Source organism: Edaphobacter sp. FHG110511_03, from assembly GCF_059115365.1.
On the sequence record NZ_JBZYWL010000005.1, the window covers coordinates 255,198 to 279,547 of the forward strand.

At 58.9% G+C, this 24,350-nt stretch carries 26 protein-coding genes; 12 read left to right on the forward strand and 14 right to left on the reverse strand.

Translation table 11 applies throughout. The features are described 5' to 3' along the window. Positions 1 to 95 precede the first annotated feature (95 nt). Positions 96 to 536, reverse strand: a complete 441-nt coding sequence (gene queF / locus AC5S26_RS20850; protein WP_494186866.1) for a preQ(1) synthase — start codon at positions 534 to 536, stop codon at positions 96 to 98. Between the two features lie 178 nt (positions 537 to 714). On the opposite strand from queF, the gene AC5S26_RS20855 reads away from it, so the two are divergent. The 6 genes from AC5S26_RS20855 to coaA all read left to right on the forward strand — a co-directional run bounded on the left by AC5S26_RS20855 (position 715) and on the right by coaA (position 6,864). Next, positions 715 to 1,230 (forward strand): hypothetical protein, encoded by a 516-nt coding sequence (locus AC5S26_RS20855; protein ID WP_494186867.1) that lies wholly within the window; start codon positions 715 to 717, stop codon positions 1,228 to 1,230. Between the two features lie 217 nt (positions 1,231 to 1,447). After that, positions 1,448 to 2,725: a Fe-S-containing protein gene (locus tag AC5S26_RS20860; RefSeq protein ID WP_494186868.1), complete on the forward strand. Its 1,278-nt coding sequence runs from the start codon at positions 1,448 to 1,450 to the stop codon at positions 2,723 to 2,725. 7 nt (positions 2,726 to 2,732) lie between these two features. Next, a complete protein-coding gene (locus AC5S26_RS20865) occupies positions 2,733 to 4,058 on the forward strand; it encodes an ABC transporter permease (protein ID WP_494186869.1) in 1,326 nt (441 codons plus the stop codon). After that, positions 4,055 to 5,164, forward strand: coding sequence for an ABC transporter permease (locus AC5S26_RS20870; protein WP_494186870.1), 1,110 nt, complete (start codon positions 4,055 to 4,057; stop codon positions 5,162 to 5,164). The genes AC5S26_RS20865 and AC5S26_RS20870 overlap by 4 nt, the downstream gene beginning before the upstream one ends. Then, a complete protein-coding gene (locus AC5S26_RS20875; protein WP_494186871.1) occupies positions 5,164 to 5,922 on the forward strand; it encodes an ABC transporter ATP-binding protein in 759 nt (252 codons plus the stop codon). Before AC5S26_RS20870 ends, AC5S26_RS20875 begins: the two co-directional genes overlap by 1 nt. Positions 5,923 to 5,943: 21 nt before the next feature. Further along, positions 5,944 to 6,864, forward strand: a complete 921-nt coding sequence (gene coaA, locus AC5S26_RS20880; RefSeq protein WP_494186872.1) for a type I pantothenate kinase — start codon at positions 5,944 to 5,946, stop codon at positions 6,862 to 6,864. 4 nt (positions 6,865 to 6,868) lie between these two features. On the opposite strand, the gene AC5S26_RS20885 is transcribed toward coaA, so the two are convergent. Both AC5S26_RS20885 and AC5S26_RS20890 read right to left on the reverse strand, forming a co-directional pair. Next, positions 6,869 to 7,729, reverse strand: coding sequence for an NAD(+)/NADH kinase (locus AC5S26_RS20885; protein ID WP_494186873.1), 861 nt, complete (start codon positions 7,727 to 7,729; stop codon positions 6,869 to 6,871). A gap of 30 nt (positions 7,730 to 7,759) precedes the next feature. After that, positions 7,760 to 8,524 carry a TlyA family RNA methyltransferase gene (locus AC5S26_RS20890; RefSeq protein WP_494186874.1) on the reverse strand — a complete coding sequence of 255 codons (765 nt, stop codon included), beginning with the start codon at positions 8,522 to 8,524 and terminating at the stop codon, positions 7,760 to 7,762. A 141-nt stretch (positions 8,525 to 8,665) separates the two neighbouring features. On the opposite strand from AC5S26_RS20890, the gene AC5S26_RS20895 reads away from it, so the two are divergent. After that, positions 8,666 to 9,217: a sigma-70 family RNA polymerase sigma factor gene (locus AC5S26_RS20895; protein WP_494186875.1), complete on the forward strand. Its 552-nt coding sequence runs from the start codon at positions 8,666 to 8,668 to the stop codon at positions 9,215 to 9,217. Continuing rightward, positions 9,214 to 10,152: an anti-sigma factor domain-containing protein gene (locus AC5S26_RS20900; RefSeq protein WP_494186876.1), complete on the forward strand. Its 939-nt coding sequence runs from the start codon at positions 9,214 to 9,216 to the stop codon at positions 10,150 to 10,152. The genes AC5S26_RS20895 and AC5S26_RS20900 overlap by 4 nt, the downstream gene beginning before the upstream one ends. A 61-nt stretch (positions 10,153 to 10,213) precedes the next feature. Here AC5S26_RS20900 and AC5S26_RS20905 read toward each other — a convergent pair whose 3' ends face one another. Further along, entirely contained in the window at positions 10,214 to 11,587 is a 1,374-nt protein-coding gene (locus AC5S26_RS20905) for a YncE family protein (RefSeq protein ID WP_494186877.1), read from the reverse strand. Positions 11,588 to 11,645: 58 nt separating this feature from the next. Here AC5S26_RS20905 and AC5S26_RS20910 point away from each other — a divergent pair, with 58 nt between their 5' ends. After that, positions 11,646 to 12,515: a DUF92 domain-containing protein gene (locus tag AC5S26_RS20910; RefSeq protein ID WP_494186878.1), complete on the forward strand. Its 870-nt coding sequence runs from the start codon at positions 11,646 to 11,648 to the stop codon at positions 12,513 to 12,515. Positions 12,516 to 12,607: 92 nt separating this feature from the next. Here AC5S26_RS20910 and AC5S26_RS20915 read toward each other — a convergent pair whose 3' ends face one another. Then, positions 12,608 to 13,285 carry a YdcF family protein gene (locus AC5S26_RS20915; protein ID WP_494186879.1) on the reverse strand — a complete coding sequence of 226 codons (678 nt, stop codon included), beginning with the start codon at positions 13,283 to 13,285 and terminating at the stop codon, positions 12,608 to 12,610. A 56-nt stretch (positions 13,286 to 13,341) separates the two neighbouring features. Next, entirely contained in the window at positions 13,342 to 13,986 is a 645-nt protein-coding gene (locus AC5S26_RS20920; protein WP_494186880.1) for an L-threonylcarbamoyladenylate synthase, read from the reverse strand. A gap of 112 nt (positions 13,987 to 14,098) precedes the next feature. Between AC5S26_RS20920 and AC5S26_RS20925 the strand changes: the two genes are divergently transcribed. Both AC5S26_RS20925 and AC5S26_RS20930 read left to right on the forward strand, forming a co-directional pair. After that, positions 14,099 to 14,977 carry a TrmH family RNA methyltransferase gene (locus AC5S26_RS20925; protein ID WP_494186881.1) on the forward strand — a complete coding sequence of 293 codons (879 nt, stop codon included), beginning with the start codon at positions 14,099 to 14,101 and terminating at the stop codon, positions 14,975 to 14,977. Further along, positions 14,974 to 16,311: a replication-associated recombination protein A gene (locus AC5S26_RS20930; protein WP_494186882.1), complete on the forward strand. Its 1,338-nt coding sequence runs from the start codon at positions 14,974 to 14,976 to the stop codon at positions 16,309 to 16,311. The genes AC5S26_RS20925 and AC5S26_RS20930 overlap by 4 nt, the downstream gene beginning before the upstream one ends. 11 nt (positions 16,312 to 16,322) lie before the next feature. Here AC5S26_RS20930 and AC5S26_RS20935 read toward each other — a convergent pair whose 3' ends face one another. From AC5S26_RS20935 to lnt, 8 genes are all read right to left on the reverse strand, one after another. After that, positions 16,323 to 16,922 (reverse strand): thioredoxin family protein, encoded by a 600-nt coding sequence (locus AC5S26_RS20935; RefSeq protein ID WP_494186883.1) that lies wholly within the window; start codon positions 16,920 to 16,922, stop codon positions 16,323 to 16,325. A gap of 68 nt (positions 16,923 to 16,990) precedes the next feature. Then, positions 16,991 to 17,383, reverse strand: a complete 393-nt coding sequence (locus AC5S26_RS20940) for a YybH family protein (protein WP_494186884.1) — start codon at positions 17,381 to 17,383, stop codon at positions 16,991 to 16,993. Beyond that, positions 17,380 to 19,476, reverse strand: coding sequence for a protein-disulfide reductase DsbD family protein (locus AC5S26_RS20945; RefSeq protein WP_494186885.1), 2,097 nt, complete (start codon positions 19,474 to 19,476; stop codon positions 17,380 to 17,382). The genes AC5S26_RS20940 and AC5S26_RS20945 overlap by 4 nt, the downstream gene beginning before the upstream one ends. A 50-nt stretch (positions 19,477 to 19,526) precedes the next feature. Beyond that, positions 19,527 to 19,946 carry a CoA-binding protein gene (locus tag AC5S26_RS20950; RefSeq protein ID WP_494186886.1) on the reverse strand — a complete coding sequence of 140 codons (420 nt, stop codon included), beginning with the start codon at positions 19,944 to 19,946 and terminating at the stop codon, positions 19,527 to 19,529. A 30-nt stretch (positions 19,947 to 19,976) separates the two neighbouring features. After that, a complete protein-coding gene (locus tag AC5S26_RS20955) occupies positions 19,977 to 20,477 on the reverse strand; it encodes a DinB family protein (RefSeq protein WP_494186887.1) in 501 nt (166 codons plus the stop codon). Positions 20,478 to 20,533: 56 nt separating this feature from the next. Further along, positions 20,534 to 21,286: a class I SAM-dependent methyltransferase gene (locus AC5S26_RS20960; protein WP_494186888.1), complete on the reverse strand. Its 753-nt coding sequence runs from the start codon at positions 21,284 to 21,286 to the stop codon at positions 20,534 to 20,536. Positions 21,287 to 21,365: 79 nt separating this feature from the next. Then, a protein-coding gene (prfB, locus tag AC5S26_RS20965; protein WP_494186889.1) for a peptide chain release factor 2 occupies positions 21,366 to 22,497 on the reverse strand; the annotation gives its coding sequence in 2 pieces (ribosomal slippage) (positions 21,366 to 22,427 and positions 22,429 to 22,497; 1,131 coding nt in all). A gap of 4 nt (positions 22,498 to 22,501) precedes the next feature. After that, positions 22,502 to 24,142 carry an apolipoprotein N-acyltransferase gene (lnt, locus tag AC5S26_RS20970; protein ID WP_494186890.1) on the reverse strand — a complete coding sequence of 547 codons (1,641 nt, stop codon included), beginning with the start codon at positions 24,140 to 24,142 and terminating at the stop codon, positions 22,502 to 22,504. 46 nt (positions 24,143 to 24,188) lie between these two features. Between lnt and AC5S26_RS20975 the strand changes: the two genes are divergently transcribed. Next, complete coding sequence (locus AC5S26_RS20975; RefSeq protein WP_494186891.1) at positions 24,189 to 24,332, forward strand: hypothetical protein; 144 nt, start codon at positions 24,189 to 24,191, stop codon at positions 24,330 to 24,332. Positions 24,333 to 24,350 lie beyond the last annotated feature (18 nt).

The window sequence follows — 24,350 nt, forward strand, 5'->3', positions numbered from 1 at the left end:
ACCACGAGGCTCGGGAACTGAGTCCTGGAACAACCATCAATCGAAGGGGACTGTCTCCTACACCGCTCCTGCTTGATCGCATAAGTGGCCGTGGATCAGCCTCGTGGGCCTTTGGAGTTTTCAGGGCGGGGATAGAAAGCTTCGACAATCGTGGAAATTCCTCCGCGGGGTCGGAAGTCGCCGACGACTTTGGCCCAAACCGGATCAGTGGCTTTGACCACGTCATCAAGAACTTGATTGACGATGTTTTCCTGGAAGATACCGAGGTTGCGGTAGGTAAAGAGATACTCCTTGAGCGACTTGAGCTCCATGCAGCGTTTGCGGGGCATGTAGCGGATGGTGAGGCGGCCGAAATCGGGAAGGCCGGTTTTAGGGCAGACGGAGGTGAACTCGGGATCGTCGATGAGGATCTCGTATGCCTTGAACTGGTTCGGCCAGGTTTCAATGTCGGGAAATTTAGTATCGAGACCGGATGCTGCATGATCGTCGGTGTAACCGGTTGTCTTCTTCTTCAACACTTCGTTCTTCTTGCTCATACGGATATTTTATCGGGTTTGTGAACGGGCCCTTAATCGCTTAGCAACGGAGGACCTGCGTCTGACTTCAGGGGGTTCGATATCCTAAGCGCGAGAGAACTGGCAAAGGTCGCATTCATTTCGAATCTAAGAAACGAATGAGGCACAAAGCCTGGGAAGCTTGAGTTACGGGGAAAGCATGACGAGATCGTTTCACAGACGGCTATGTGCGGGTATAGGCATCATGATGAGTTTCGCTCTTCCCTTCTTTGTTCGTGCGCAGGCCACGCATCCATTGGCAAGGGTGAGCGCGCCGGCTGATCCGGAGAGATCCGCTGCTCTTGTCTATGTGAATCGCCAATATGGTTTCCGGTTCGATCTTCCCGAGGATTGGAAAGGCTATCGCATCCTGATGCAACGATGGGATGGCACGACACAGGATGAGCCGCGACGTAAGGAATACGGCCCACGAATCCTGATCCGCGACCCACGATGGACAAAGTCACAACCGCGGCAGGACATTCCGATCATGATCTTCACGCTGCAGCAATGGAAGCAAGACCTCGTCGTAAGCGCGGCCCCGATCGGGCCTTCGGAACTGGGTCGAAACTCACGGTATGTGTTCGCCTTGCCTGCTCGCTATAACTTCGCCTACCCCGACGGGTACAAGGAAGTGGAAGAAATTATCGAGAAAAGGCCCCTTCATCCGTTCTGAGGATCGATTTTGCGTTTGGAAGAGCAATCTGATTTTGCCCCTATGCATTTTTCGTATTTTTAGGGACCAAAAAGAACCCTCCCTTGATTGACGACCAAATTGGTCCTCTTTAGACTAGAAGATAAGCCCAAGTGAGTCCCTGGGATCGCTTGGGTAGATGGTCGGGGTTCGCATCGAAGTGCATCGCGGTGGGGCCTTTGAGGGAGAGAACCACCTTATGTTGCAGGCATTTATCATCACCCTCCGCGAGGGCGTCGAGGCTTCACTGATCGTCGGGATCGTCTTCGCGTACCTGACCAAGATTGGCCGGGCAGAGTTGAAGCGCACCGTCTTCTGGGCGCTGGGTGCTGCGATCGCGGCGAGCGTGGTCGGGGCCTTGGTACTGGCTCGGACCCAGCTCAACAGCGACGTCTTCGAGGGATGGGTAATGCTGGCTGCCGCGGTCTTTGTAATCAGCATGATCTGGTTCATGCACAAGACAGCGCGGACGATGAAGGGGGATATCGAACACAAGATCGCCCAATATACAACTGAGAACGCTGGAGTCTCGAAGATAGGGCTGTTCTTCTTCGTGTTTCTGCTGGTGCTTCGCGAAGGCGTAGAAACGGTATTGATTCTCTCGGCGGTCACGCTGAACTCAACGGAGTTGCTGAGCTTTACCGGAACGTTATTGGGAATTGCGGTTGCGGTTGTCTTCGGCATTCTCTTCATTCGCGGAAGCGTCAAGATCAATCTGCAGCGCTTCTTCCGGGTCACGACGGTGATTCTTTATTTCGTCGCGTTTCAGCTGATCGTAAGCGGCCTGCATGAATTGAGCGAAAACGGCGTACTGCCCTCGAGCCAGGCGGAGATGAGGCTGATTGGGCCGATCGTTCGCAACGACCTGTTCTTCTTCGTGACGATGCTGGCGCTGGCAGGCTTGATGATCTTGATGGAGTATCGGCGGAGAGCCCCTATAAAACTGACTGAGAATGCGACTCCAGCTGACAGGCGGCGGGCGGCGTGGAGCCAGAGACGAGAGAAGATGTGGATGAACGCGGTAGTGGGGACCAGTTTCCTGTTCATCTTCCTGTCTACCGCGGAATTCATCTATGCGAAGAGCTCAACTGCCCTGTCGCCGACCTCGGCGGTGACGCTGGTAGGAAGCCAGGTGACAGTTCCTGCTGCGGACATCAACGACGATCAGCTTCACCGCTACGGTGTGAATCTGGATGACGGCAAGGGTGGGAATGTGCAGATTCGCTTCCTGTTGTTCAAGAAGCCCGACGGCAATATCGTCTCGGTGGGCGATGCCTGCCGAATCTGCGGCCCGGTAGGTTTTTACATGGGCGGTCAGGGGATTACATGCAAGATGTGTGCTTCGCCGCTGAATCCATCCTCGATGGGAATGGAAGGCGGCTGCAACCCCATTCCTCTGAAGAGCAGTGTTACCGGCGGGCAGGTGGTGATTGCCGCCGCGGACCTCAAGACCCTGATCCCGGTCTTCGAGCGCTAGGAGAGAGATGTTCTTTCGGCTTCTGATGGAGAGTTTCCGCCGGCAGAGACGGCGCAAAGCGCTGGCTGGCCTGGCGATCCTGCTGGGAACGACTGCGGTGACAGCAATGCTGGCGCTGGCGACGACCATCGGGGACCGAATCCACAGGGAATTGGCAGCATACGGTGCAAACATCGTCGTCTACCCGGCAGCCGATCAGCTCGAGGTGAAGGTTGGTGGGGTCGATGTGAAGCCGGTATCAGGCGGGGCGTATCTCCACGAAGCAGATCTGGCAAAGCTGCGTGCCATCTTCTGGGCAAACAACATCACGGGGGTAAGCCCGGAGCTTCCGGTGCATGTGCTCGGTAAGACGGGAACCGGCAGCGATGTCGATGTGGCTGCGACGGGGCTTTGGTTCGATCATGCTCTGAGCAATGGAGGCGCGCCACTGAAAACGGGAGCGGTGCAAATGCACCCATGGTGGAAGATTGAGGGTGCGTGGCCCCTGGAGCAGGCGACGAGCGCAGATGGGACAGAAGCTGTAATCGGTGCGTCACTAGCCCAGCGTCTGAGCGTCAAGACAGGGGATGTGATCCGGACAACAGCGCATCCCGGAGATGCTTCGCAGGCGATGACGCTGCGTGTCACGGGAGTTGTCTCGACGGGAGATGCGTCGGACGATCAACTGCTGCTGCCATTGAATGCTGCTCAGCGTATTGCGGGGACACCTGGCGCAGTGCGGCGCGTGGAGGTGAGTGCACGCACGAAGCCCGAGGACGCTTTTGCACGCAAAAACCCGGATTCCCTTTCGCCGAAGCAGCGAGAGATCTGGTACTGCCGCCCTTATGCGAACTCGATCTCTTACCAGATCCGTGAGGCGATTCCCGGAGCGCGCGCGGAGCAGGTGCGACGAGTGGAGCAGAGCGAGGGCACGGTTTTGAAGCGCATCAGCGGGCTCATGTGGCTGATCAGCGCGGCAGCGCTGCTGGCAGCCGGATTTGCAGTGAGCGCGGCAATGGCAACGGCGATCATGGAGCGTCAGGCTGAGATTGGACTGATGCGGTCGCTGGGGGCGAGCAAGGCTACCGTCGCGATGCTGTTCTATGCGGAGGCCGGGCTGCTGGCAGTTTTCGCGGGCGGCCTCGGCTACCTTGCAGGATCGGGTCTGGCAGCATGGCTGGGAGCGCGGATCTTTGCCGGGGATGCGCCTGCTTCGATCGGCTCGCTGCTGATTCCGGTCCTCTTCCCTGTGGTTGTAACGCTCGCGCTTGTGGTGGCGATCGCAGGTAGTACCCCAGCCATACGGAGGGCGCTGACAAACGATCCTTCCTCCGTCTTGAGAGGCAACGCATGAGCGGCCGTTTGAGCATGACCGCGATTCTGCGGCGGTCATTAGTACATCGGCGGTCGCGGAGTCTATCCGCATTGATCGCACTCACAGTTTCGGCTGCGGTGGCAACGGCCCTGCTAACCCTGTATGCCGATCTCGATTCGAAGTTGCATCGCGAGTTCCGAAGCTTCGGCGCAAATATCATCGTGACTGCTGGCGATAGCGGCAAGGGGCTGGCCGCCGATGCTCTGGAGCAGGTTCGTGCTTCGGCTGGGCCGGATGCCCAGGCAGCGGAGTTCGGCTATGCGGTAGCAACAACGGATCGGGGAACGCCTGTGGTCGTCTCCGGGACAGACTTTTCCGCAGTGCAGAAGCTCAACTCATGGTGGAAGGTGGACCAGTGGCCCTCATCGGTCGACCCGAATTCCGCCTTGCTGGGTCAGCGCGCCGCGGAGTTCGTCGCCGACGAGCGCACGGTTCAACTCACCTTCGCGGATCGTCCTATTGTTTTGCACGGCGTCGGCAGGCTGCACACCGGCGGGGATGAGGACAGCCGCATTTATATGCCGATGGCGGTATTCCGGACGTGGACCGGCGCACCGCCCAGCCTCATTGAAGTCCAGGTTCCAGGAGGCTCCACACAGGTAGAGGCTACGATTGCGCGACTACGACAGACCGTACCTGGAGTCAAGGTGGCGCCGGTGCGGCAACTTGTCGAAGGCGAGAGCAGGATCGTGGATAAGACGCATGCGCTGATGTACAGCACGGTCCTGCTGATCGCATTGACGGTCGCGGTAAGCGTGCTGGCGACGCTTTCGGCGAGCGTGCTCGAACGCAGACGCGATTTTGCGTTGATGAAAGCGCTGGGCGGGTCGCAATCCACCTTGATGGCAATGTTTCTGCTGGAGGCGCTGGCGCTGGCGCTGGGAGGCGTTGCTGCAGGGTTCGTGATCGGGTCGGCCGCCGCCTGGGCGATCAGCCAGTTGAACTTCCACACCGCGACACTGCCTCATCTCGGCGTAGTTCCGCTGGTGTTGCTGCTGAATGTCCTGATCGCTGCCTTCGCCGCCTTCTTTCCCGTGCGGGTCCTGCGGCGGCTGGAACCGGCGGCTCTGCTGAAGGGCGAGTGATGAAGGTGGTAAAACAGAGTCTGGCAATGGAGAATCCCACCGATCTGGAGACGCGGCCCGACTGCGCAGTCATCGCACTGAACAAAGTGACGCGGGAGTACGCCGGTCACGCCGGAACGGTTCGCGCACTTGATCATGCGTCCTTTTCAATCGTCGCCGGGGAATGGGTTGCGATTACAGGGCCTTCGGGCTCAGGCAAGAGCACCTTGGTCAATCTCATCGGGTGTCTGGACCGGCCAACGGATGGTGAGCTGCATATCGACGGCGTAGACGTGGCGACGATGTCCGCGACGGAGCTTGACCGGTTTCGCGCAGACAAGATCGGGTTCATCTTCCAGCAGTTTCACCTGATCCCCTATCTTTCGGCGTTGGAAAACGTGATGCTGGCGCAGTACTTCCACTCGATGACAGACGAGAAGGAAGCCCGTTCCGCCCTGGAGAGGGTGGGGCTGGGCCAGAGAGCCGAGCATCTGCCAAGCGAGCTCTCCGGTGGCGAGCAGCAGCGGGTTTGCATCGCGCGCGCCCTGATCAACAATCCTCCAATCCTTCTGGCGGACGAGCCTACCGGAAACCTGGACGCCGCCAACCAGAAGATTGTTGCCGAGCTTCTGCAAGACCTCCACGCTCACGGTCATACAATTGTGATGGTTACGCACGACCCGGAGATGGCGGCGCTGGCTCAGAGGAAGATTGCGCTGAGCCATGGCAAGGTCTTCTGTCACCCGGTCGGCGGGCCGATGATTTCGCTGCGGAAGTAGGATTTTTCGATCTGTCCTCTCATGACCCTATCCAGCCCCTTCCAGCGCTTCAGCCGACAAGAATGGACCGCCCTGAGCGCAGATACGCCCCTTCCTCTAACCGACGAGGATATCTCGGCTCTACGGGGACTGTGCGACCGCTTGTCGCTAACCGAGGTAAGCCGAATGTACCTTCCTCTGTCCCGGCTCTTGAAGCTTCGCTTCGAGGCTGGACGGGAGCTGTTTCTCGCGCAGAATGCATTCTTAGGCCGGGAGAATGATCGTTCGGCGTTTGTAATCGCGATAAGCGGAAGCGTTGCGGTAGGCAAGAGCACCTTCGCCCGCACCCTGCAGGCTTTGCTGACGCGATGGCAGGATCAGCCCAATGTTTCCCTGATCACGACAGACGGCTTTCTCTATCCCAACGCGGTGTTGGAAGAGAAGGGACTGATGCGGAGAAAGGGTTTCCCTGAGAGCTATGACCTTCCGCGGCTGCTGGGCTTTCTGCATGCGGTGAAGTCGGGGATGGAAGAGATCGAGGCTCCGGTTTATTCGCACCTCAGCTACGATGTGATTCCAGGCAAGGAGCAGGTGATCCGGCGCCCGGATATCCTGATCTTCGAAGGCTTAAACGTATTGCAGGCGCCGCATGGAGCATCGGTGATCGCGTCAGATTACTTCGATTTCTCTATCTTTCTGGATGCCGACAAGGACGATTTGGAGCAGTGGTATGTAGAACGCTTCCTGGCGCTGCAACGCACGGCATTTCAGAATCCTTCGTCGTATTTTTACCGGTATCGCACACTCGAACGTCAGGAAGCGGTACAGACCGCGCAGCAGATCTGGCGCGAGATCAACCTTCCTAACCTGACGGAGAATATCCAGCCGACGCGGCAGCGGGCCGACCTGATTCTGCACAAAGGCTCGGAACATCGGATTGAGTCGGTATGGCTCCGCAGGTAGATCGTCAGCGCTCTCCCCACTTCAACTTATTGCGAAGCACGCTGAACAGACCGTTCCGACGCGGACGGAGGAGTCGGACGCTATGCTGGGAGCGGCGGCAGTGGACCTCGTCCCCCAATTGAAGCTCTACCGCCTCCTGGCCGTCGACGGTGAGATAGCTGAGGCTGGGTACGCCTTCTACGCGAATGTTGACCTCTGCGTCTCCCGGAACCACGATAGGACGAATCGTGAGCAGATGGGGACAGATAGGTGTAACCACTAGCGCGCTGACGGAGGGCATAACGATAGGGCCTGCAGCTGCGAGATTGTAGGCGGTGGATCCGGTTGGAGTACAGATGATGATCCCATCCGCGCGCATGGTGGCGACAAACTGTTTGTCGATCTCAACCGTAAACTCGGACATCCTGGCGATAGCGCCCTTGGAGACAACAATATCGTTCAGAGCATCCCAATGTTTCAGGACTTTGCCGTCGCGGATGAGCTCCGTGTGCATCATGTCGCGTACCTCGATGCTGGAGCAGTTGTCGCACCAGGCCTCGAGAGAGGTGTAGAGATCGGACAGCGGGACCTCGGTGAGGAAGCCAAGCGAGCCGAGGTTGATTCCGAGGATAGGGGTGGGCGAATGGGCGAAGGCACGTGCGGCGGCTAGCAGCGTGCCGTCACCCCCTAGAACGATGACGAGATGAGGGTGGTGCTGGGGCATCTCCTCCCGCGGGATGGAGGGAACGGCATAGTCAAGATAGGCAGCGCTGTGTGAATCGAAGAGTGGCACGTAGCCGTGCGACACAAGCCATGCAACAAGCTCTCCGAGAACCGAGGCCAGCTCGGGCTTCTGCGGTTTGGAAATAATGGCTGCCTTGAACATTGTTGTTAGTGTAATGGTTTGCCGGGCGAATCATTCTTCTCCAAAAACGGCGCGAAGAAGATACTCATGATTGCCCTCCATCCCGTGAATCGGGGAGTCGATGACGTCAAGCCGTGTCCCTCCCAGCTCGATGACACAATCGCAAACGCGTTCTATGGCCTGGCGACGCGCTTCGGGATCGCGCACAATCCCTCCTTTACCAACATTATGACGGCCGGCTTCAAACTGGGGCTTGATCAGTACAACGGCGGTTCCCTGCCACCCGCCTGCATCGCTACCTAATGCTCCGAGAACGGCCGGTAGCACAAGCGTCGCCGAGATAAAGGAGACATCCATGGCGACGAATTTTGGGGTCGGAAGCTCAGGAAGTAGAAGCTCACCGGGTTCCAGCTTGCGGGCGTTCGTGCGCTCGCGCAGAATCACCCGGGGATCATCGCGCAGTTTTTGTGCGATTTGCCCATAGCCCGTATCCACAGCGAGAACGGTTGCCGCTTCAGCCTGAAGCATGCAATCGGTAAACCCTCCGGTGGAGGCTCCTATATCGATGGTGTGGAGTCCAACAAGAGAAATATTCCAATGAGCAAGAGCATGTTCGAGTTTGAGGCCGCCGCGGCTGACATACTTTAAATCCGAGCCAAGAAGGCGTATGGATGCGTCCGCAGGGACGCTAAGACCTGGCTTGTCTATTTTTTGCTCATTGACCAGAACGCGGCCGGCAAGAATGAGCGCCTGCGCGCGTTCGCGCGAAGCCGCATGGCCTTGATCGACGAGCAGTTTATCGAGCCGATTCTTCATAGAGGTAAGTTCCCAAAATGGCACAGGAGCCGCTACTCATTAAGGTACATTGTGGCTGGCCTGAGTTAGAGTGGCTAAGCACAAGGTGAAAAAGAAGAGACTTCCCCTCAATAAAACAGGTGCATTTTGAGCGCTAGAGTGATGGAAATACCCCATACGGCATACGAACTGCGCGACGATGCGACGCTGCTGACACAGGTCCGCCGTGGAGACGAAGCTGCGATAGCGTCGCTCTATGACCGCTACGCTGCGGTCGTCTACGCTGTCGCACTTCGCGTACTACATCATTCCTCGTCCGCCGAGGAGATTCTCGAAGAGATGTTCGTCGAGATCTGGCGCAGACCGGAGGAGTTTCTCGACGTCCGCGGGAGCCTGGGCGCATGGCTTGCCGTGGTCACGCGAAACAGGGCCATCAATGCTCTGCGACGGAGGCCGTCCAGGGAGACGGTCGCAGAGATCTCAATGGCTTCGATATACGACCTTTCCAACGAAATGGAGCGTACGGCGCTGGCGGAGAAAACGAGAGCGGAGGTGGCAAAGCTGCCCGTCGAGCAAAGAAGGGCCTTCGGAATGGCATTCTTCGACGGCCTGACTCATGCGGAGATTGCCGAGATTATCGGGGAGTCGCCGGCTATCGTGAAGCTGAAAATTCGCGATACCCTGCTCTCCCTGAGAAAGGTATCTCTGATATGAGCGCGGCCCTCCATTACGAAGTATCCGATCTGGCGATGTTTGCGATGCAGCTGTTGGATACCGATGCGCACAGCGCCGTAGCAGGCCATGTAAGAGACTGCGCTTTCTGTCGTCAGGAATTGGCGCGAATGCAGGGTGATCTTGCGGCGTGTGCCTATGGGATCGAGATGCAGTCTCCTCCCATTGCTGTTCGAGAACGCGTGATGAGGCAGGTGGCGCGAGAGAAGAAGGCAGTCCCAATCGAACAAGTCGAGCGTTTCGCAAGGAAAGAGCACCTCGAGCGGGCTGAGCATTTCGAGGAGCCCACGCTCGAATTCAGGACACGGAGTCAACGCCCCGTGGCGGAGTCCGTTCGGGAGCGCGTTCAGGAAGATCGGGAAGATCGGCTTGAGAAGCGTTCCGACAGTCGTATTCTCGGAAATCTGTTCTTGTGGCTGGGTTGGGCGACAGCGGTAGGGTTCGGTGTAGCAGGCGTGAGGCTTTATCAGAGCAGCGAGGACCTCCGGGTGCGACTCCGCGCACAGACTGGCCAGGCCGACCAGTTGCGGGCCGATGCAGGGAGTTCGCGGCGGCTTTTGGATACGATGACGGATTCCACCGCGCAGCAGATTTTACTGTCGGGAACTTCGCCCGGTTTAGACGGCACACCGTCTGAAGGACGGGTTATCTATGCTGCCGACAAGAGCGCGTTGATTTTCTTGGCCAATAATCTCGGTCCGATTCAGCAGGACAAAGTATACGAATTGTGGCTGATTCCAGAGAATGGACAGGATCCTATCCCAGCAGGAATCTTTCATCCGGATACCAGGGGGAACGGAAGCGTGATTCTTCCTCCGTTGCCGAGGGCGATCCATGCGAAGGCATTTGGCGTGACTGTAGAAGATGGAAACGGATCACAGACGCCGACGATGCCGATTGTGCTTGCGGGAAGCTAGCGGTCCTCTTTCCGGGAAAGAGAGACCGCCGATCTATATCCTTGTCATCTTCACAGAATCATCAGGGAAGCTGCGCCCGAACCATGATGCCTTTGCCTTGCAGGGGAACCGTCGTCTCGACGATATCTGTATCGGTGCGGATGATCGACATCTGGTCCGACTCCGGTGAGGTGACGTAGACCTTACCAGTAGGCGTGCCATTGATGACTGCAAGGAATGTAGGATGAGGCGTTGCCGGAACCGGGATAGTGGCGGTAACCGTGTTCGTGGTCAGATTGACGACCGAGACAGTGCTGTCTGCCTTATTGATCACGTAAGCTCGCGATCCATCCTGGAGGACAGCGACCATCTGAGGATCGACCCCGACGGGAACTGTGGCCAAGACCTGGCCGAAGCCGTTCGCGTCGATGGGATTATTGACGTCGCAATTCGGATTTCCGGGAAGGGCCGCCGCGGAGCAGAGGGGAATATTGATGATGCTGACCGAGCCCTTAGAAGTTCCATCGCCTTCGTTGGCGACGACAAGCTCATTGCGCGTAGGTGCAAGATCGGCCCAAATCGGCGAGGTCCCGACAGGAATGGGATTCACCGCTGGGGCGGGAACCGCATCCGCCTGGTTGGCTTGCGAATTGATGACCGAAACGGTCCCATCACCCTTGTTCATGATGAAAGCCCGTTTGCCATCAGAGGTCATGACGCCGTAAACGGGGCTGACGCCGACCGGAATGGGAGTGGTTACCGTGCTGCTCGACATCTCGATAGAGGCAACCTGTCCGGGGCCGCCATTCGTATTCTGGCTGATGATGTAGGCGCGGGGTGAGCCAGAGAATCCGGCGATATAGACCGGGGAATAACCCTGATTGACCAGAAACTCCTGGGTGAGGGATGGAGGCGGAGGCGATTCCTTGAGTTGGGCAACGGCCGTCCGGCCCGGTTCGGTGACGAAGAGGGCAGTCACATCCGAGAAGATGCTGTTCGGCAAGATGCCGTTCGGCACGGTGTTCTCAAGCAGCGTGGTCTGAACTACGTCCCTCGTCTGCAGGGACGTGGAGATATCGAAACTGGTGAGGGTTTTATCGCCGTTCAGCGTGTAGCCTGTCGTACCACTCGCGTTAAGCATCAGGAAGTAAGGCGCCACACCGATGTTGGCAGTGATCAGAACGGAATCGCCGGAAAAGTCGACGATAGTGACAATACCGGGTAGAGTCGGTGACGGACTGGAGATAACCACGGCAAACCTTGGCGGCTGAGCGGGAGGTCCGACGGGATTAATACTGGTGACAACCGGGCGATAAGTGTTGCCGCAACCTGCGATTGCTCCAAGCGACAGCGTTGCGAGGGCAAAGGTGGAGATGGCCTGGATACGAGACCGCTTCGATCGCCGGTCGATACGAACCTCAGGGGTTCCTTTTGTTTCAATTCTTGCTAAATCCAAAACTGCTCCCGCGGTGTGGCTGGTGTTGGCTATGCTCTAGGTGAGATTGTAAATCACCATGGCTCAAAAACCTGGCACGAACAAGGAAATGCCGGGATGGCGAAAGGCCATCCCGGAGACGCGGGACAGGGCTCAATCGAAGGCTCTAACCTGGATCGTGGGTGCGTTGCTGCTGTGGGGAGCTGTGGTTCCCCGGATTGCAGCAGCCAGGCTCTCTCTTCCCCTGTGGCCTATAGGCAGCGCACTGCTCTCGAGCGCTATATTTGTCGCGATCGTGCTGGCGCTCCGGGCGGCGACACCTGCTGCTTCGGCAATCGGGTTCCTTGTCTGCTTTCTCCTCGTGCAAGCCCCCGGGGAATGGCGCCGCTACACCTCCGATCCGGTAAATCATCCGTTGCTGGCAGCTTTAGCCGCCGTCTTCGTACTTACCTTCGCGGCGACCCGATACGGTCGGGCAAAGAAGGAGAGTCGTGGGCTCTCGGAGTCGAGGCACGGACGACGCGCCTCGCAGATCGTGGCGAACCTTGGTGTGGCGGGATTGTTTGCCGCGACAGGCCGATTCGACGGCTGTATCGCAGCACTGGCGGAGGCAGCGGCGGATACCGTCTCGTCCGAGATCGGTCAGGCGACAGGCCATCCCGCCCGCCTGATAACCACCGGGCGCGTGGTTGCCGCCGGAACGGATGGAGGCGTTACCCTCGCCGGCACCGCTGCAGGGCTTGCCGCCGCCGGAGTCGTCGTCGCGATCGGAGCACTGCATCATCGTTTTTGGCCGGAACAGGGAATCACGTGGATGGCCGCCGCGGGAGGGCTATTTCTCGACAGCCTGCTGGGAGCTACGGTAGAGCGCAGAGGCTGGATGGGGAACGATCTTGTGAACTTCACCTCCACCTTGTTTGCCGCATGGTTGGGGAGTGTGCTGAGGTGAGTGACTAAGCCTGGCTCGAATCCTCCCTCCGGAGCTTATGTCGAGACAGATAGCCCGGTCACAATCTGTGAGAAATTGATCGTCGGTATGCTTCAGTAGTCGTCGTCGCCGGAAAAACCGCTCCGCAGCCAGCCTATGTCGAGATGCAGCTTCCACGCTGTATAGCTGAGGATTTCATGGAGATAGCGCATCGAGAGGTCCCACCAGCCAATATGCCCTACGGTTGCGCGCGGCGAGGTATAGACGTCGAGGCCAACGTCCTGGCAGAGCTCCCGAATGCGGAATAGGTGAGTGCCATCGGAGACAACGACGATGTTGTGCAGGTTGAACTCCCGGGCGATCGAAGCGAGCCGGTGAACCTGCTGCTCCGTATCGGTGGAACGAGTCTCGGCGATGATGTTGCCAAGCGGGATCCCATGAGCCAGCAGATAATCCCGTCCGACCCCGCCTTCGGTATTACCAGAATCTTTATCGCTGCCTCCACCGAGGGTAATGACGACGGGCGCGATCTTCTTACGGTAGAGGTCGACCGCATGGTCGAGGCGGAAGTGTAGCGTGGGCGAGGGACGCCCGGCATATTCGGCGGCACCGAAGACCGCAATGGCATCGGCCTGTTGTGCTTCATCCTGGTCGGCGACTGAGGAGATCTGCCGCACGACATAGATGCACCAGACAGCCGCTCCCAACAGAAAGATCGCAAACAAGCCGCGTATCAGGGCTCCGCCCATCAACGGCCGCTTACCGCGCAGATTGGTATTGGAGACGATCATGGCCCGTGAGACTTCGAGTGTACGGCATCATCTTGGAAACAGTGAACGCCGATGTGTTAGTGATGAAGCGCGAGGGCGATTTCGTGGGTGGGGATGGCCCCCTCGCGAAGGATCATCCACGACTTGCCGCCGCCGGAAAGATCGACGATCGTGGTCGCGACCGAACGCGTGGTGGGACCGCCATCGACGATGAGCGGGATCTTGTCGCCAAGCTGTTCGCGAACTCCGTTCGCATAGGTGCACTCGGGCATTCCGAAAAGATTCGCCGAGGTTGCCGTGATAGGAAGCCCAAGACTTGCAGCGATGGCTCTCGGAATAGCCGCCTCGGGCACGCGCAGAGCAACATTGCCGGTATTTGCAGTCACGCGCAGGGGCAGCTTCGATCCCGCTCTCACCACAAGGGTGAGCGGACCAGGCCAGAAGCGCTCGGTGAGGCGGTCGAAGGCCGTGTCGAGCCCGCGCGCGAGTTCGTAGGCCTGGGCGACCTCATGGATGAGCAGCGACAGCGGCTTATGCCGCGCACGAGACTTGAGCTCGTAGATTCGATCGACAGCTTGCAGGTTCACCGGATCGACGGCGAGGCCATAGAAGGTATCGGTGGGCAACGCAACCACCTGGCCGGAGTGCAGGCGGGCAGCGACCCGCGAGACGAGCTCTGGCTCGGGCTCGTCTGGATGGATGCGAAGGGTCTCGGCCGTCAAAATGGTGGAGCTCCTATGCCGCGTGCGGCCATCTCGGAACATAGCACACCCCCGGGCTCGACTCAAAGCAAAGCCTCGCGATGAGGTCCGAAGACGGCGTAGACTTTTTAGAATGGCAGCGACGGCAAACGCGATCTCCAGTCGTACAAACGCGCGTGTAAAACAGCTGCGAGCGGCTTTCGCCGGGCAGGAACGCCTGTCGGAGGGCCTGCTTGCAATTGAAGGCGAGCACCTTGTTGAAGAGGCGCTCCGCAGCGGCGTCATTCTTCGCACCATCTTCCTTGTGGAAGGGCAATATCTCCCGGCAAGAATGCCTCACGAAGTAGAGGTTGTACACCTGACATCGAGCGTCTTCGCGAGTGCGGTGGAGACGCAATCCCCTCAGGGGATCGCTGCGCTGATCGAGCGGCCTGTATACCGGATATCGGATCTCCTCGAAGGGCAGGCTTTGCCTCTATTGATTGTCGCCGCGGGACTCCAGGATCCCGGAAACATGGGAACCATTCTTCGATCGGCCGAGGCCTTTGGCGCAAGCGGTGTGCTTACGACGCCGGGCACGGTGAGCCCCTGGAATCAGAAGGCCTTGCGAGCCAGTGTGGGAAGCGTCTTTCGCATACCCGTTGTCGCCACCACTCGAAACGAGATCGCTGCGCTGCAGGCAAAGCATGGTATTCGCCTGTTTGCGGCGACCAGCGCTACGGAGGAGGGGGTCCGCGCCGCACAGGATGTGGACCTTCAGCAACCACACGGCTTCCTCATCGGCAATGAAGGAGCCGGGCTTGCGCCGGAGTGGCTTGAGCTGGCGGCAGAGAGAATCACGATTCCCTGCCCTGGGCCGGTTGAGAGCCTGAATGCCGCGATCGCGGCTTCCCTGCTGCTTTACGAAGCATCACGGCAACGTTTGAATGCGAGGATTCTGAGTGAGCAGCCGGTCGCAGCCCCCCGGATTCCCGGCCCCCTGCGGCGGCGTCCAACGGGAGCGAATCGATGAGTCTGTTCGACACCACCCCGCTTGCGGCTTCTTCTCTGCCCTCCAGGCAGGCTCCGCTGGCCGAACGAATGCGGCCGCGCACACTCGAAGAGTATGTAGGACAGGAGCATCTGCTCGGCCCCGGCAAGCCCCTGCGCGTAGCGATTGAGAACGATGACGCTACGTCGATGATCTTCTGGGGACCTCCTGGGACAGGCAAGACTACGCTCGCGAAGATCATTGCGCTGAGGACCCAATCGACATTCATCGAGTTCTCCGCCGTCCTCAGCGGCATCAAGGAGATCAAGCAGGTCATGGCGGATGCGGAGAAGGCGTCGCATCTCGGCTCGCGCACAATCCTCTTTGTTGACGAGATTCACCGCTTCAATAAGGCACAGCAGGATGCCTTTCTGCCATACGTCGAGCGCGGAACCATCCGGCTGATCGGCGCGACGACGGAGAATCCCTCATTCGAGATTATTGCGGCGTTGCTCTCCCGCTGCCGGGTCTACACTCTGGTTGGCCTTACGGAGGAACAGGTGGTCGCACTGCTGCGGCGCGCCCTCGCCGATCCCGAGCGTGGGCTGGGATCCACGAGCGTTACGGCAGAGGATGAAGCCCTGGCGACGATCGCCTCTTACTCGAGCGGAGATGCGAGAAACGCTTTAAATGCTCTCGATGTTGCGGTGCGTTTGGCACAGGGCCGGAAGGAGCATCTGCTCACGAAGGCCATCGCCGCGGAAGCGATGCAGCGGCGCGTTCTGCTGTACGACAAGAAGGGCGAGCAGCATTACGACATCATCTCCGCGCTGCATAAGAGCGTGAGAAACTCCGACCCCGATGCCGCGCTTTACTGGTTGGGAAGAATGCTGGAGGCGGGCGAGGACCCCATGTACGTGGCGCGGCGCGTGGTCCGTATGGCGGTGGAAGACATTGGCTTGGCAGCTCCGGAAGCCCTGAATCTTTGTCTGTCGGCCAAGGACGCGATGCACTTTCTCGGTCATCCTGAAGGCGAGCTGGCACTGGCGCAGGCTGTGGTGTATCTCGCTTTGGCGCCGAAATCGAACGCCGTCTACACGGCCTACAACGCAGTTCGCGGCGATATTCAAGCGACCGCAGCGGAACCTGTGCCCCTTCACTTACGCAACGCTCCGACGAAGCTGATGAAAGAACTCGATTACGGGAAGGGCTATCAGTACGCCCATGACGTCGAAGGCCGTGTGGCTGACATGGAGTGTCTTCCGCCTTCGCTCGCTGGCCATCGCTATTACTTGCCTACAAACGAGGGTCGCGAGAAGTTGCTGGCGCAACGCATGGAGGAAATCGCGCGCGTCAAAGAAGAAAAACGCGGATAACGCTCGTCTCTCTAATCCCTGTATTTTACAGAGCAGCCATAGGGACGCGTAGTCGCCACGGGTACAGCCTTGCCTGCCATGGCCGAGTCGAGTGCATCGTTTAGATAGTTGTGCGCAGTTTTGATATCGGCGTGATTGGTGGTCGGCTTATCGTCGATGGCGCCCTGGTAGATCAACTTGCCCTTGGGATCGATCACGAAGATATGCGGTGTCGTCTTGGCCTCGTAGAGGCGTCCAATCCTGCCTTCGGGATCGAGGAGGGCCGCCGTAGGAGCAGCCTTCATCTTTTTGAGGTATTGATTTTCCTCAGCGGGGCTCACATTGCCCTGCTCGCCCGGCGCGGAGGAGAGCACCGAGAGCCAGACGACTCCCTTATCTGTCCATTGACGTTGCAGAGACTCCATGTTGCCACTGAGATAGTGCTTCTGATCGTAAGGACATCCCTGATTCGCCCATTCCAGAACGACATATTTGCCGCGATATTGTGAGAGGGAGTGGCTGACACCGTTGGAGTCGGTGCCCTTGAAGTCGGGAGCCTGCGATCCAGGGGTGATTGCAAAAACCGGAAGGGCCGCAAGACCGAGGACAAGCGAGAGAAGACGATGGGGCATTAGGTCACCTCCACACATGCATTGGCATTATTGTGCGACTGCCGCCGAGCCTCGCGCAACCAAAGGGCTTAGGCGGCGGGGCCTAACATGTTGGCATCACGCCAGATCCGCCACTGACCATCCCCTCCGCGGCGAAAGACAGAGAGGGTGCTGCCGGATCGCTTCATGGATGTGCCTCCGCTAAGCGGTGTCATGGTGATCTCGAGCTTGTTCCAGCAGATGGCCGTGTCGCCGATCACGGTAATCTCCTGAATTTCAGGGTAACCATCTATCCGCATTTTACCGGTTATCGACTTCGATCCGGCCTCGAAGTCGTCCCGCCGCATGGGTGGGTTTCCGGGTGTGAGGAAGACGACGTCTTCGGTCATCAGATTCATAACGGTGGCCAGATCGCCTTCGCGCGAGGCCTTCACCCAGGTCTCGATTACGTCTCGAATCTGCTGCTCGTCCGTCTGGCTCATGGCCTCGTATCTTTCTTGAGAGCGGTCAAAACAATGTCTTTCGTTAGCAGCTCTGGGAGCACATCGGCTGCGCCCTTGCCGATCGGATAGATCACATAGGTTGGCACGCCGCTGCGGCCCACGGAAGCGAGCTCCTTGGTGATCTCAGGGTCGTATTTGGTCCAGTCCGCCTTGATGAGGACGACCTTATTGTTGGCGAATTCGTGCTGCACTTCGTCCGAACGGAGCACCAGGCGTTCATTCACCTGGCAGCTGAGGCACCATGCCGCGGTGAAGTCGATAAAGATCGGCTTGCCCTCCGCGCGGGCCTGGGACAGGGTTTGCTCGGAGAATGGCTGCCAGGTAAGCGTCGTATCTTTCGGCTGACGCAGGGCAACAACGAGGGCTACGACCACGATCAGCACTGCGGCAATCGAGCTGAGCCAGCGCGCAGGCCATTTGCCCAGTACCCATCCCGCTATCGCGATCATAAGGAGGCTCAGCAGCAGCCATGCCACGCGGTCGACGCCCTGGGTCCCGAAGAGATGTCCATAGACCCAGACCAGCCAGATCACCGTCGCAAAGAGCGGGACCGCTGTGAGCTGTTTCAGCACTTCCATCCAGGCTCCAGGGCGGGGCAGGAGTTTGGTCCATGCAGGCTGAAAGCTGAGCACAAGGTAAGGAACGGCGAGGCCAAGGGCGAGCGCCGTAAAGATGGCAAACGTGATGAGCGGTGGCTGTGCCAGGGCAAAGCCGATTGCCGCTCCCATCAAAGGCGCTGTGCACGGAGTCGCGACAATGGTGGCCAGAACACCGGTAAAGAAGCTGCCCGCATAGCCCTGTTTCTGCGCGAGCTCGCCGCCGACGCTTGTCAGCGAAAGACCAAATTCAAACTGGCCTGCGAGGGAGAGCGCAAAGAAGAAGATTCCCGCCGCGAGGGCTGCGACAAATACTGGAGACTGAAGCTGGAAGCCCCATCCAGCCTCGTTGCCTCCGGCCCGAAGCACGAGCAATGCGGCAACGATGATCCAGAAGGAGACCAGAATGCCGAGCGTATAGACCACCCCATGCTTTCGCAGCCGGCCACGTTCTTCGTTGGACGACTGCACCAGTGCAAGGCCCTTGAGAAAGAGCACGGGAAAGACACAGGGCATCAGGTTCAGAATGACGCCACCGAGAAAGGCGAGCCCCAGAGCAGTCAACGTCGTGAGATCGCCCGCTGCTGCGGGAGTCGCACGGCTGCCAGCTCGTCTGGGAACTTCTCCTGCGACGATGGGGGCGGTGATTTCGTAAGCCGTCTCGTCATCCAGCTTGACGACGCCATGAAGCTTCGCGGGGAGCTTGGTAAGTTCGGGAGCCCGCGGCACCCGGAGGCGAACCCCATTGGCCAGAGGCTCTACATCCTGGTCACCGGCGTTTGCGATCTGCTCCTGGTCGAAGGGGTAGAACTCGGCATCGGTTGTACGCTCACCTGTAATCAGATCGAGAACAAACTCATTCTTGCCACCGGTGATGGTCAGCTTCATGTCCGGATCGAGAGGCTTGGGAAGCAGTCCCAGAGCTTCGCCCAGAGCCCCGACAGGCTGTGCGGGAGCAGTCGCTTTAGGATCGACAGTCAGGTTCAGGCCGAGATGTGCCTTGCCTGGAATGCAGACCTCGCGGCAGACAAGCCAGTCGACCCTGGCATCGAGGTGGACCGGCCCAGGCTTAAGATTCTTCGCCGCAGTGAGTTTTACCGGAAAGGCGACCTCATCCTCATAACCGAAGTCCATCAAAGGACCTAGAGGAAGTCTGCTGGGGATGGGAAACAGCATAGGCCCAGCGGTGATTCCGTGGGGCAGGGTCCACTTGATTTTGGGAGGCTCGCCGGAGTCTCCTGCGTTGATCCAGTAAACGTGCCATTTTTCTTCCAGCGTAATTACAAGGCCGACATCGACCGTTCCGCCGGGCGCGACTGCCGGAGCCAGCGAAACCATCTCGACCGTGAGGTGCTGGGCCTTAACCGGTCCGGGACCGCCATCACCAACGACCTGAATCTGCGCCTGCGCGGGGGGCGTCGTAAACAGGGCGCAAACCAGGAGCAGGAGCGAACCTAGATAGAGGCGGATGTTCATTATTCTTTATTGTAGGCTGTCCGTTCGACCAGAGGACAACAATGGGCCTTCTAAGAGAGACCCGCGAAGCGGTGCTCGACCATGATGCAACGGTCCATCACGACCCAGATTCCGCCTGCTTCCGCCGCCGCAGCCGCTTCATGATGGATGATTCCCTGCTGCACCCACAGATTTTTAAAGCCCAGATCGAGCATCTGCTCGACAATTGCTGGAATAAACTTTGGCAATCGAAAGACATTTACGATGTCCGGCTTGCTGGGAAGGTCGGCCAGCGCAGGATAGGCACGCTCCCCCAAAACCGATTCCACCAATGGATTGACGGGCAGAATGCGATATCCATGCTGCTGCATGTACGCAGGGACGTAATGGCTGGGCTTATCCGGATTTCCCGAGAGCCCCACGACCGCGATGGTGCGTGGCTCCGAGGGCGGGTGACCCAGCATCGCACGAATTACCTGAGGCTCGTTCATGGTCACGGCGTCCTTTGCGCCGGGAATAGTCTACTTGCCCCAGATGCCAAGTAGACGACGCAGCAGAATGAGCTCCCCGATGTGATAGGCATTATGATCCGCGATCAACAGAGCTTCGCGCAAAAGATTCTGTCCGTCGCCCCAGCGGAATGGCTTATAGAGGTCGGCATCGGGTTTAGAGATCAGCTTCTCAAAGGCCTCACGATCCTTATGAATGGCGGCGATCGAAGCGTCCCATGCGTGAGGAGAGGACGGCTCCGGAGACTTCGGCCAATAGCCTGCGGGCCACTCAAGGGGTTGATAGCCTCCTGTGGGAGGCGCGCTGAACTCGAGGATGTCCCGCTGGGTAATACGAATGTGTTCGAGCAACTGCCAGGCGGAGTAGGGCAAACCCTCTGGCACTGTGCCGCGATGTTTAGCCGGGAAATCTTTTATGGCGTCATCCAAGGTGGCGTGCGCCTGTCCGCCGTTGAGCAAAGCCAATAGCTGTTTGCGAAGCTCGTCATTCCCGCTCTCTGCTGCCTTTGCCATTCACAACCTCCACGTCTGAACGCCTGACAGTTTGGATGCGTGCCGGTCCCCGCCGGTCACAGAGGTTTGCGCGCGACAACAACAATGAGGGGCGGAAAACTGGTCCAGACACCTCCCCACCGCCTCTTTACCTCGAAGCCTAGTTTGCGGAGCTCCTGCGCATACTCGCCGGTGAGTTTCATGTCGGAGAGGATAGCCACTCCTCCGGGCTTGAGGACACGTGCGATGTGATGAAGTGCCGCGAGCCGAGTCGGGCGATCGTAGATATTGTGCAGGCAGAGATTGGAGACGACGAGATCGAAGGAGGCGCCGGGGAAAGGCATCTCGGCGGCAGACTGGCTGACCAGGGTGCAACGGGCTGCAACTCCCTCCAGATCGAGATTGTGGCGGGTGGCTGCCTCCGCGTTCCCGGAGAGATCAACGGTCGACCATATATCGATACCCGTGGCGTGCCCATTAGCGTTCAGCCGTTTTGCGGCTCCAGCGAGCAGCAGACCTTTGCCGCAACCGACGTCCAGGACTCGTTCGTCGCCGCGCCAGTCGTAGAGCGACAGCATGAAGTCGCGGTGATGAAACTTTCCTACCTTGACGTAGAGGAGATAGAGGAAGGCCTGGACGAGGAGAAAGCCTGCGGGCCACAGGAAGGACGCCGAGATTAGCTTGATGGGGCCAAGATTGAGAGGAGATGGAAGGAAGACTCCCAGCAGAAGGCAGAGCCCGCCGAAGAGAAAGAGATTGCGAAGAACCGCAGGCGCGTCGATACCGTAGTCGGGCCTGGTCGTTGCGGAGGTCGTAGCTGAAGCATTCATGGTTACCGAGTATCCATGCGGCTTGCGGTGCGTACCAGCGATTTCTGATTCGCACCGCGATGTCAGTTGACAGCTACTGTCATAGATCGTCGTCGGCTGCAACTGCAGCTGGAATCCCGCCCTCGCGACGCATTTTGAGATAACCGCGGATAAAGGGCTCGAGGTCGCCATCAAGCACTTTGTCGACATCGCCTACTTCTACGCGGGTGCGAAGATCTTTCGCCATGCGGTAGGGCTGGAGAACGTAGTTGCGGATCTGCGAGCCGAATTTAATGTCGAGCTTGGAGTCTTCAAGCTTCTTGCTGACGGCCTTCTTCTTGTCGAGCTCGTACTCATAGAGGCGCGAACGAAGAAGCTTCATCGCCTTTTCCTTATTCTTGTGCTGCGAGCGCTCGTTCTGACATCCGGCGACGAGGCCAGTGGGAAGGTGCGTGATACGTACGGCAGAGTCGGTGGTGTTGACGTGCTGACCGCCTTTTCCTCCAGACCGGTAGGTATCGATGCGCAGATCTTCGGGCTTGATATCGATGACGATGGTGTCATCGATCTCGGGCGAGACGAATACGGAGGCGAAGCTGGTGTGCCTGCGCTTGGCGGAGTCGTACGGCGAGATTCGCACGAGGCGATGCACGCCGGTCTCGCCGGAGAGCAGGCCGAAAGCGAAGTCACCGGAGATGGTGAAGGTCGCAGATTTGATGCCGGCCTCGTCACCGTCCTGGACTTCGTTGATCTCCACCTTGAAGCTCTGACGCTCACCCCAGCGGATGTACATGCGCATGAGCATCTCGGCCCAGTCCTGGGACTCGGTGCCGCCTGCGCCAGGATGCACGACGACGACGGCGTTGAGCGGGTCGGTCTCTCCGGAGAGCATGGTCTTCGATTCGAGCTGGTCGGCGAAGTTGACCAACGCCGGGATCTCGCGGGCGAGATCCGCCTCGGTGTCTTCGCCCTCGCGAGCGAGCTCGAAGTAAGCCTCGATATCGTCGGAACGGCGAGCGAGCTCGGCGTCGTCGGCAAGCAGGTTCTCGATACGCTTGCGTTCGCGCATCAGCGGCTGCGAGCGAGCAGGATCTGCCCAGACGGCGGGGTCAGAGGTTTTTTCTTCGATGACAGCTAGTTCACGGCGAAGGCGAGGCGAGTCAAAGATACTCCCGCAGATCGCGAATCTTTTCGCGCACCGGGGAGTACGTGTATTCCAGATCACTCAGCATCGTTCTAGTCTACGGCAAAGCGGGATCGAAGGCTCAGGCCGAGGGCTGCAGCTGTGATGACGGCGCAGAGCCAGGCGAACCAGTCGCCATGAGCGGCGTAGAAGGTGATGTCATGTTCGTAGCCGAAACCGACGCGAATGCTGGTCCGGACGTGTCGCGGGGCAGCCGCTACGACATGGCCGTCAGGGTCGATGGAGCTGGTAACCCCAGTATTGGTCGCGCGTAGTACCCAGCGATGATTTTCGATCGCACGCATCCGCACCATGTTGAGATGCTGCCAGGGCGCGCTGGTGTCTCCGTACCAGCCATCGTTGGAGATGTTGATAAGCACGTCGGCTCCATCTCGGACGAACTGGCGAACCTCGTCGGCGAAGATCGATTCGTAGCAGATGAAGGTTCCGTAACGATGACCATTCACAGAAAACAGGCTGCGCGTTGCGCCCGCATCGAACGTGCCGGCCTCGTGCAGAAGGTTCTGCGCGAAGAAGAAGAGACTTTTGAACGGCACATACTCCCCAAAGGGAACGAGGTGCATCTTGTCGTAGCGACCTGCAAAGTCTCCCTGTGGCGTGACAAAGGAAGCGGAGTTAAACAGAAAGTACCCGCGTGCGTTGGAGGTCGTGCGATCGATGGCAACGTTACCCACGATCACCGGGGCGTGTGCCTGCTTCGCCAGCGCCGAAATGGCAGAGCGGAACTCAGGGTCGTCCTGCTGGAAAGGAGCCGGGGACTCCGGCCAGACGATCAGGTCTGAATCGCGCGGCCCTGGTGTTGGAACGAACTGAAGGATCGGAGTTCCCTTCCGTTCCGGTATCCCGAGATACATCCGGTCTCCGGGGTGACGGCTGAGGTAAGCGAAGGACTCCAGCAACTGCCCGGCCGGGGGCTCGGGCCCTTGAGCTGCCGCGCCTACCTCGAGATTTTGCTGCACCAGCGTGGCCGTCGCAGTCGCGGGATGTCTTCGCAGCCTGGCAACCCGGCGCACGCCCACAACATATCCCACGACAAGAACAACACCGACTGCAGTCAGGATGAGGCGGGTGTGCCGGCGCTCGCGGATCTCAATTCGTATCAGCCACAGGGCGTTGATCAGGGCGATGACGAAGGAGAGGCCGTAGGCTCCGGTGATCGGCGCCAGCCTGGTCAGCGCGGCATTGTCGACCTGAGAGATTCCCAGGAGATCCCATGGCAAGCCGGTGATGCGAGCCCGCGCCAGTTCTACGGCAACCCACGCAAAAGGGCTGAGCCATAAGGCGGTCTGGGCTCCGAAACGAGATCGGATCACACCGAAGAGGCCGCCAAAGAGCGCGTGATAAAGCCCCAGATAGAGGCAGAAGAGGATAAGGATGCCCGCGGCGATGGGCTTGTCGAGCCCGCCGTAGAGATACATGGTCTGGTAGATCCAGTAACAATTGCCCAAATACCAGATAAACCCGCACAGATATCCCAGCGCGGCGCTCTGCCATGCGGTCAGGTGACCGCCCTTCCTGTCGTCGCGAGAGAGTGCCCACAAGAGAGGCGTGAGCGCCGCCCAGCAGAATGCCGCGCGCCAGGCAGGAACGGGCCCCGCGACCGGAAAAGGCACAACCTGCAGGACGCCGGAGAGGGCGGCCATGGCCCAAAGCCGTCCGGGGATAAGTCGCATCGCGGTTGAGTCTATCATCCGAAACTAGGTTCTATAATGAGCAGCTATGGACCATCTGCTCCATCTGCTCAGCGCTGTCCTCGTGCCACTCTTCTTTATCGGGATGGCAGGGTCCATGCTTGTCGTCCTGTTCACGGTGCTGCGCGATTTGCAGGAGATCTTCACGAGTGACGAAGAGGAAGAGCCGTAGACCTTTAGCGAGCTCCTT

Bases quoted from the DNA above. Each gene is read 5' to 3' on its own strand.
- queF (WP_494186866.1), bottom strand. From the start codon at position 536: ATGAGCAAGAAGAACGAAGTGTTGAAGAAGAAGACAACCGGTTACACC.
- AC5S26_RS20855 (WP_494186867.1), top strand. From the start codon at position 715: ATGACGAGATCGTTTCACAGACGGCTATGTGCGGGTATAGGCATCATG.
- AC5S26_RS20860 (WP_494186868.1), top strand. From the start codon at position 1,448: ATGTTGCAGGCATTTATCATCACCCTCCGCGAGGGCGTCGAGGCTTCA.
- AC5S26_RS20865 (WP_494186869.1), top strand. From the start codon at position 2,733: ATGTTCTTTCGGCTTCTGATGGAGAGTTTCCGCCGGCAGAGACGGCGC.
- AC5S26_RS20870 (WP_494186870.1), top strand. From the start codon at position 4,055: ATGAGCGGCCGTTTGAGCATGACCGCGATTCTGCGGCGGTCATTAGTA.
- AC5S26_RS20875 (WP_494186871.1), top strand. From the start codon at position 5,164: ATGAAGGTGGTAAAACAGAGTCTGGCAATGGAGAATCCCACCGATCTG.
- coaA (WP_494186872.1), top strand. From the start codon at position 5,944: ATGACCCTATCCAGCCCCTTCCAGCGCTTCAGCCGACAAGAATGGACC.
- AC5S26_RS20885 (WP_494186873.1), bottom strand. From the start codon at position 7,729: ATGTTCAAGGCAGCCATTATTTCCAAACCGCAGAAGCCCGAGCTGGCC.
- AC5S26_RS20890 (WP_494186874.1), bottom strand. From the start codon at position 8,524: ATGAAGAATCGGCTCGATAAACTGCTCGTCGATCAAGGCCATGCGGCT.
- AC5S26_RS20895 (WP_494186875.1), top strand. From the start codon at position 8,666: ATGGAAATACCCCATACGGCATACGAACTGCGCGACGATGCGACGCTG.
- AC5S26_RS20900 (WP_494186876.1), top strand. From the start codon at position 9,214: ATGAGCGCGGCCCTCCATTACGAAGTATCCGATCTGGCGATGTTTGCG.
- AC5S26_RS20910 (WP_494186878.1), top strand. From the start codon at position 11,646: ATGGCTCAAAAACCTGGCACGAACAAGGAAATGCCGGGATGGCGAAAG.
- AC5S26_RS20915 (WP_494186879.1), bottom strand. From the start codon at position 13,285: ATGATCGTCTCCAATACCAATCTGCGCGGTAAGCGGCCGTTGATGGGC.
- AC5S26_RS20925 (WP_494186881.1), top strand. From the start codon at position 14,099: ATGGCAGCGACGGCAAACGCGATCTCCAGTCGTACAAACGCGCGTGTA.
- AC5S26_RS20930 (WP_494186882.1), top strand. From the start codon at position 14,974: ATGAGTCTGTTCGACACCACCCCGCTTGCGGCTTCTTCTCTGCCCTCC.
- AC5S26_RS20935 (WP_494186883.1), bottom strand. From the start codon at position 16,922: ATGCCCCATCGTCTTCTCTCGCTTGTCCTCGGTCTTGCGGCCCTTCCG.
- AC5S26_RS20940 (WP_494186884.1), bottom strand. From the start codon at position 17,383: ATGAGCCAGACGGACGAGCAGCAGATTCGAGACGTAATCGAGACCTGG.
- AC5S26_RS20945 (WP_494186885.1), bottom strand. From the start codon at position 19,476: ATGAACATCCGCCTCTATCTAGGTTCGCTCCTGCTCCTGGTTTGCGCC.
- AC5S26_RS20950 (WP_494186886.1), bottom strand. From the start codon at position 19,946: ATGAACGAGCCTCAGGTAATTCGTGCGATGCTGGGTCACCCGCCCTCG.
- AC5S26_RS20955 (WP_494186887.1), bottom strand. From the start codon at position 20,477: ATGGCAAAGGCAGCAGAGAGCGGGAATGACGAGCTTCGCAAACAGCTA.
- AC5S26_RS20960 (WP_494186888.1), bottom strand. From the start codon at position 21,286: ATGAATGCTTCAGCTACGACCTCCGCAACGACCAGGCCCGACTACGGT.
- lnt (WP_494186890.1), bottom strand. From the start codon at position 24,142: ATGCGACTTATCCCCGGACGGCTTTGGGCCATGGCCGCCCTCTCCGGC.
- AC5S26_RS20975 (WP_494186891.1), top strand. From the start codon at position 24,189: ATGGACCATCTGCTCCATCTGCTCAGCGCTGTCCTCGTGCCACTCTTC.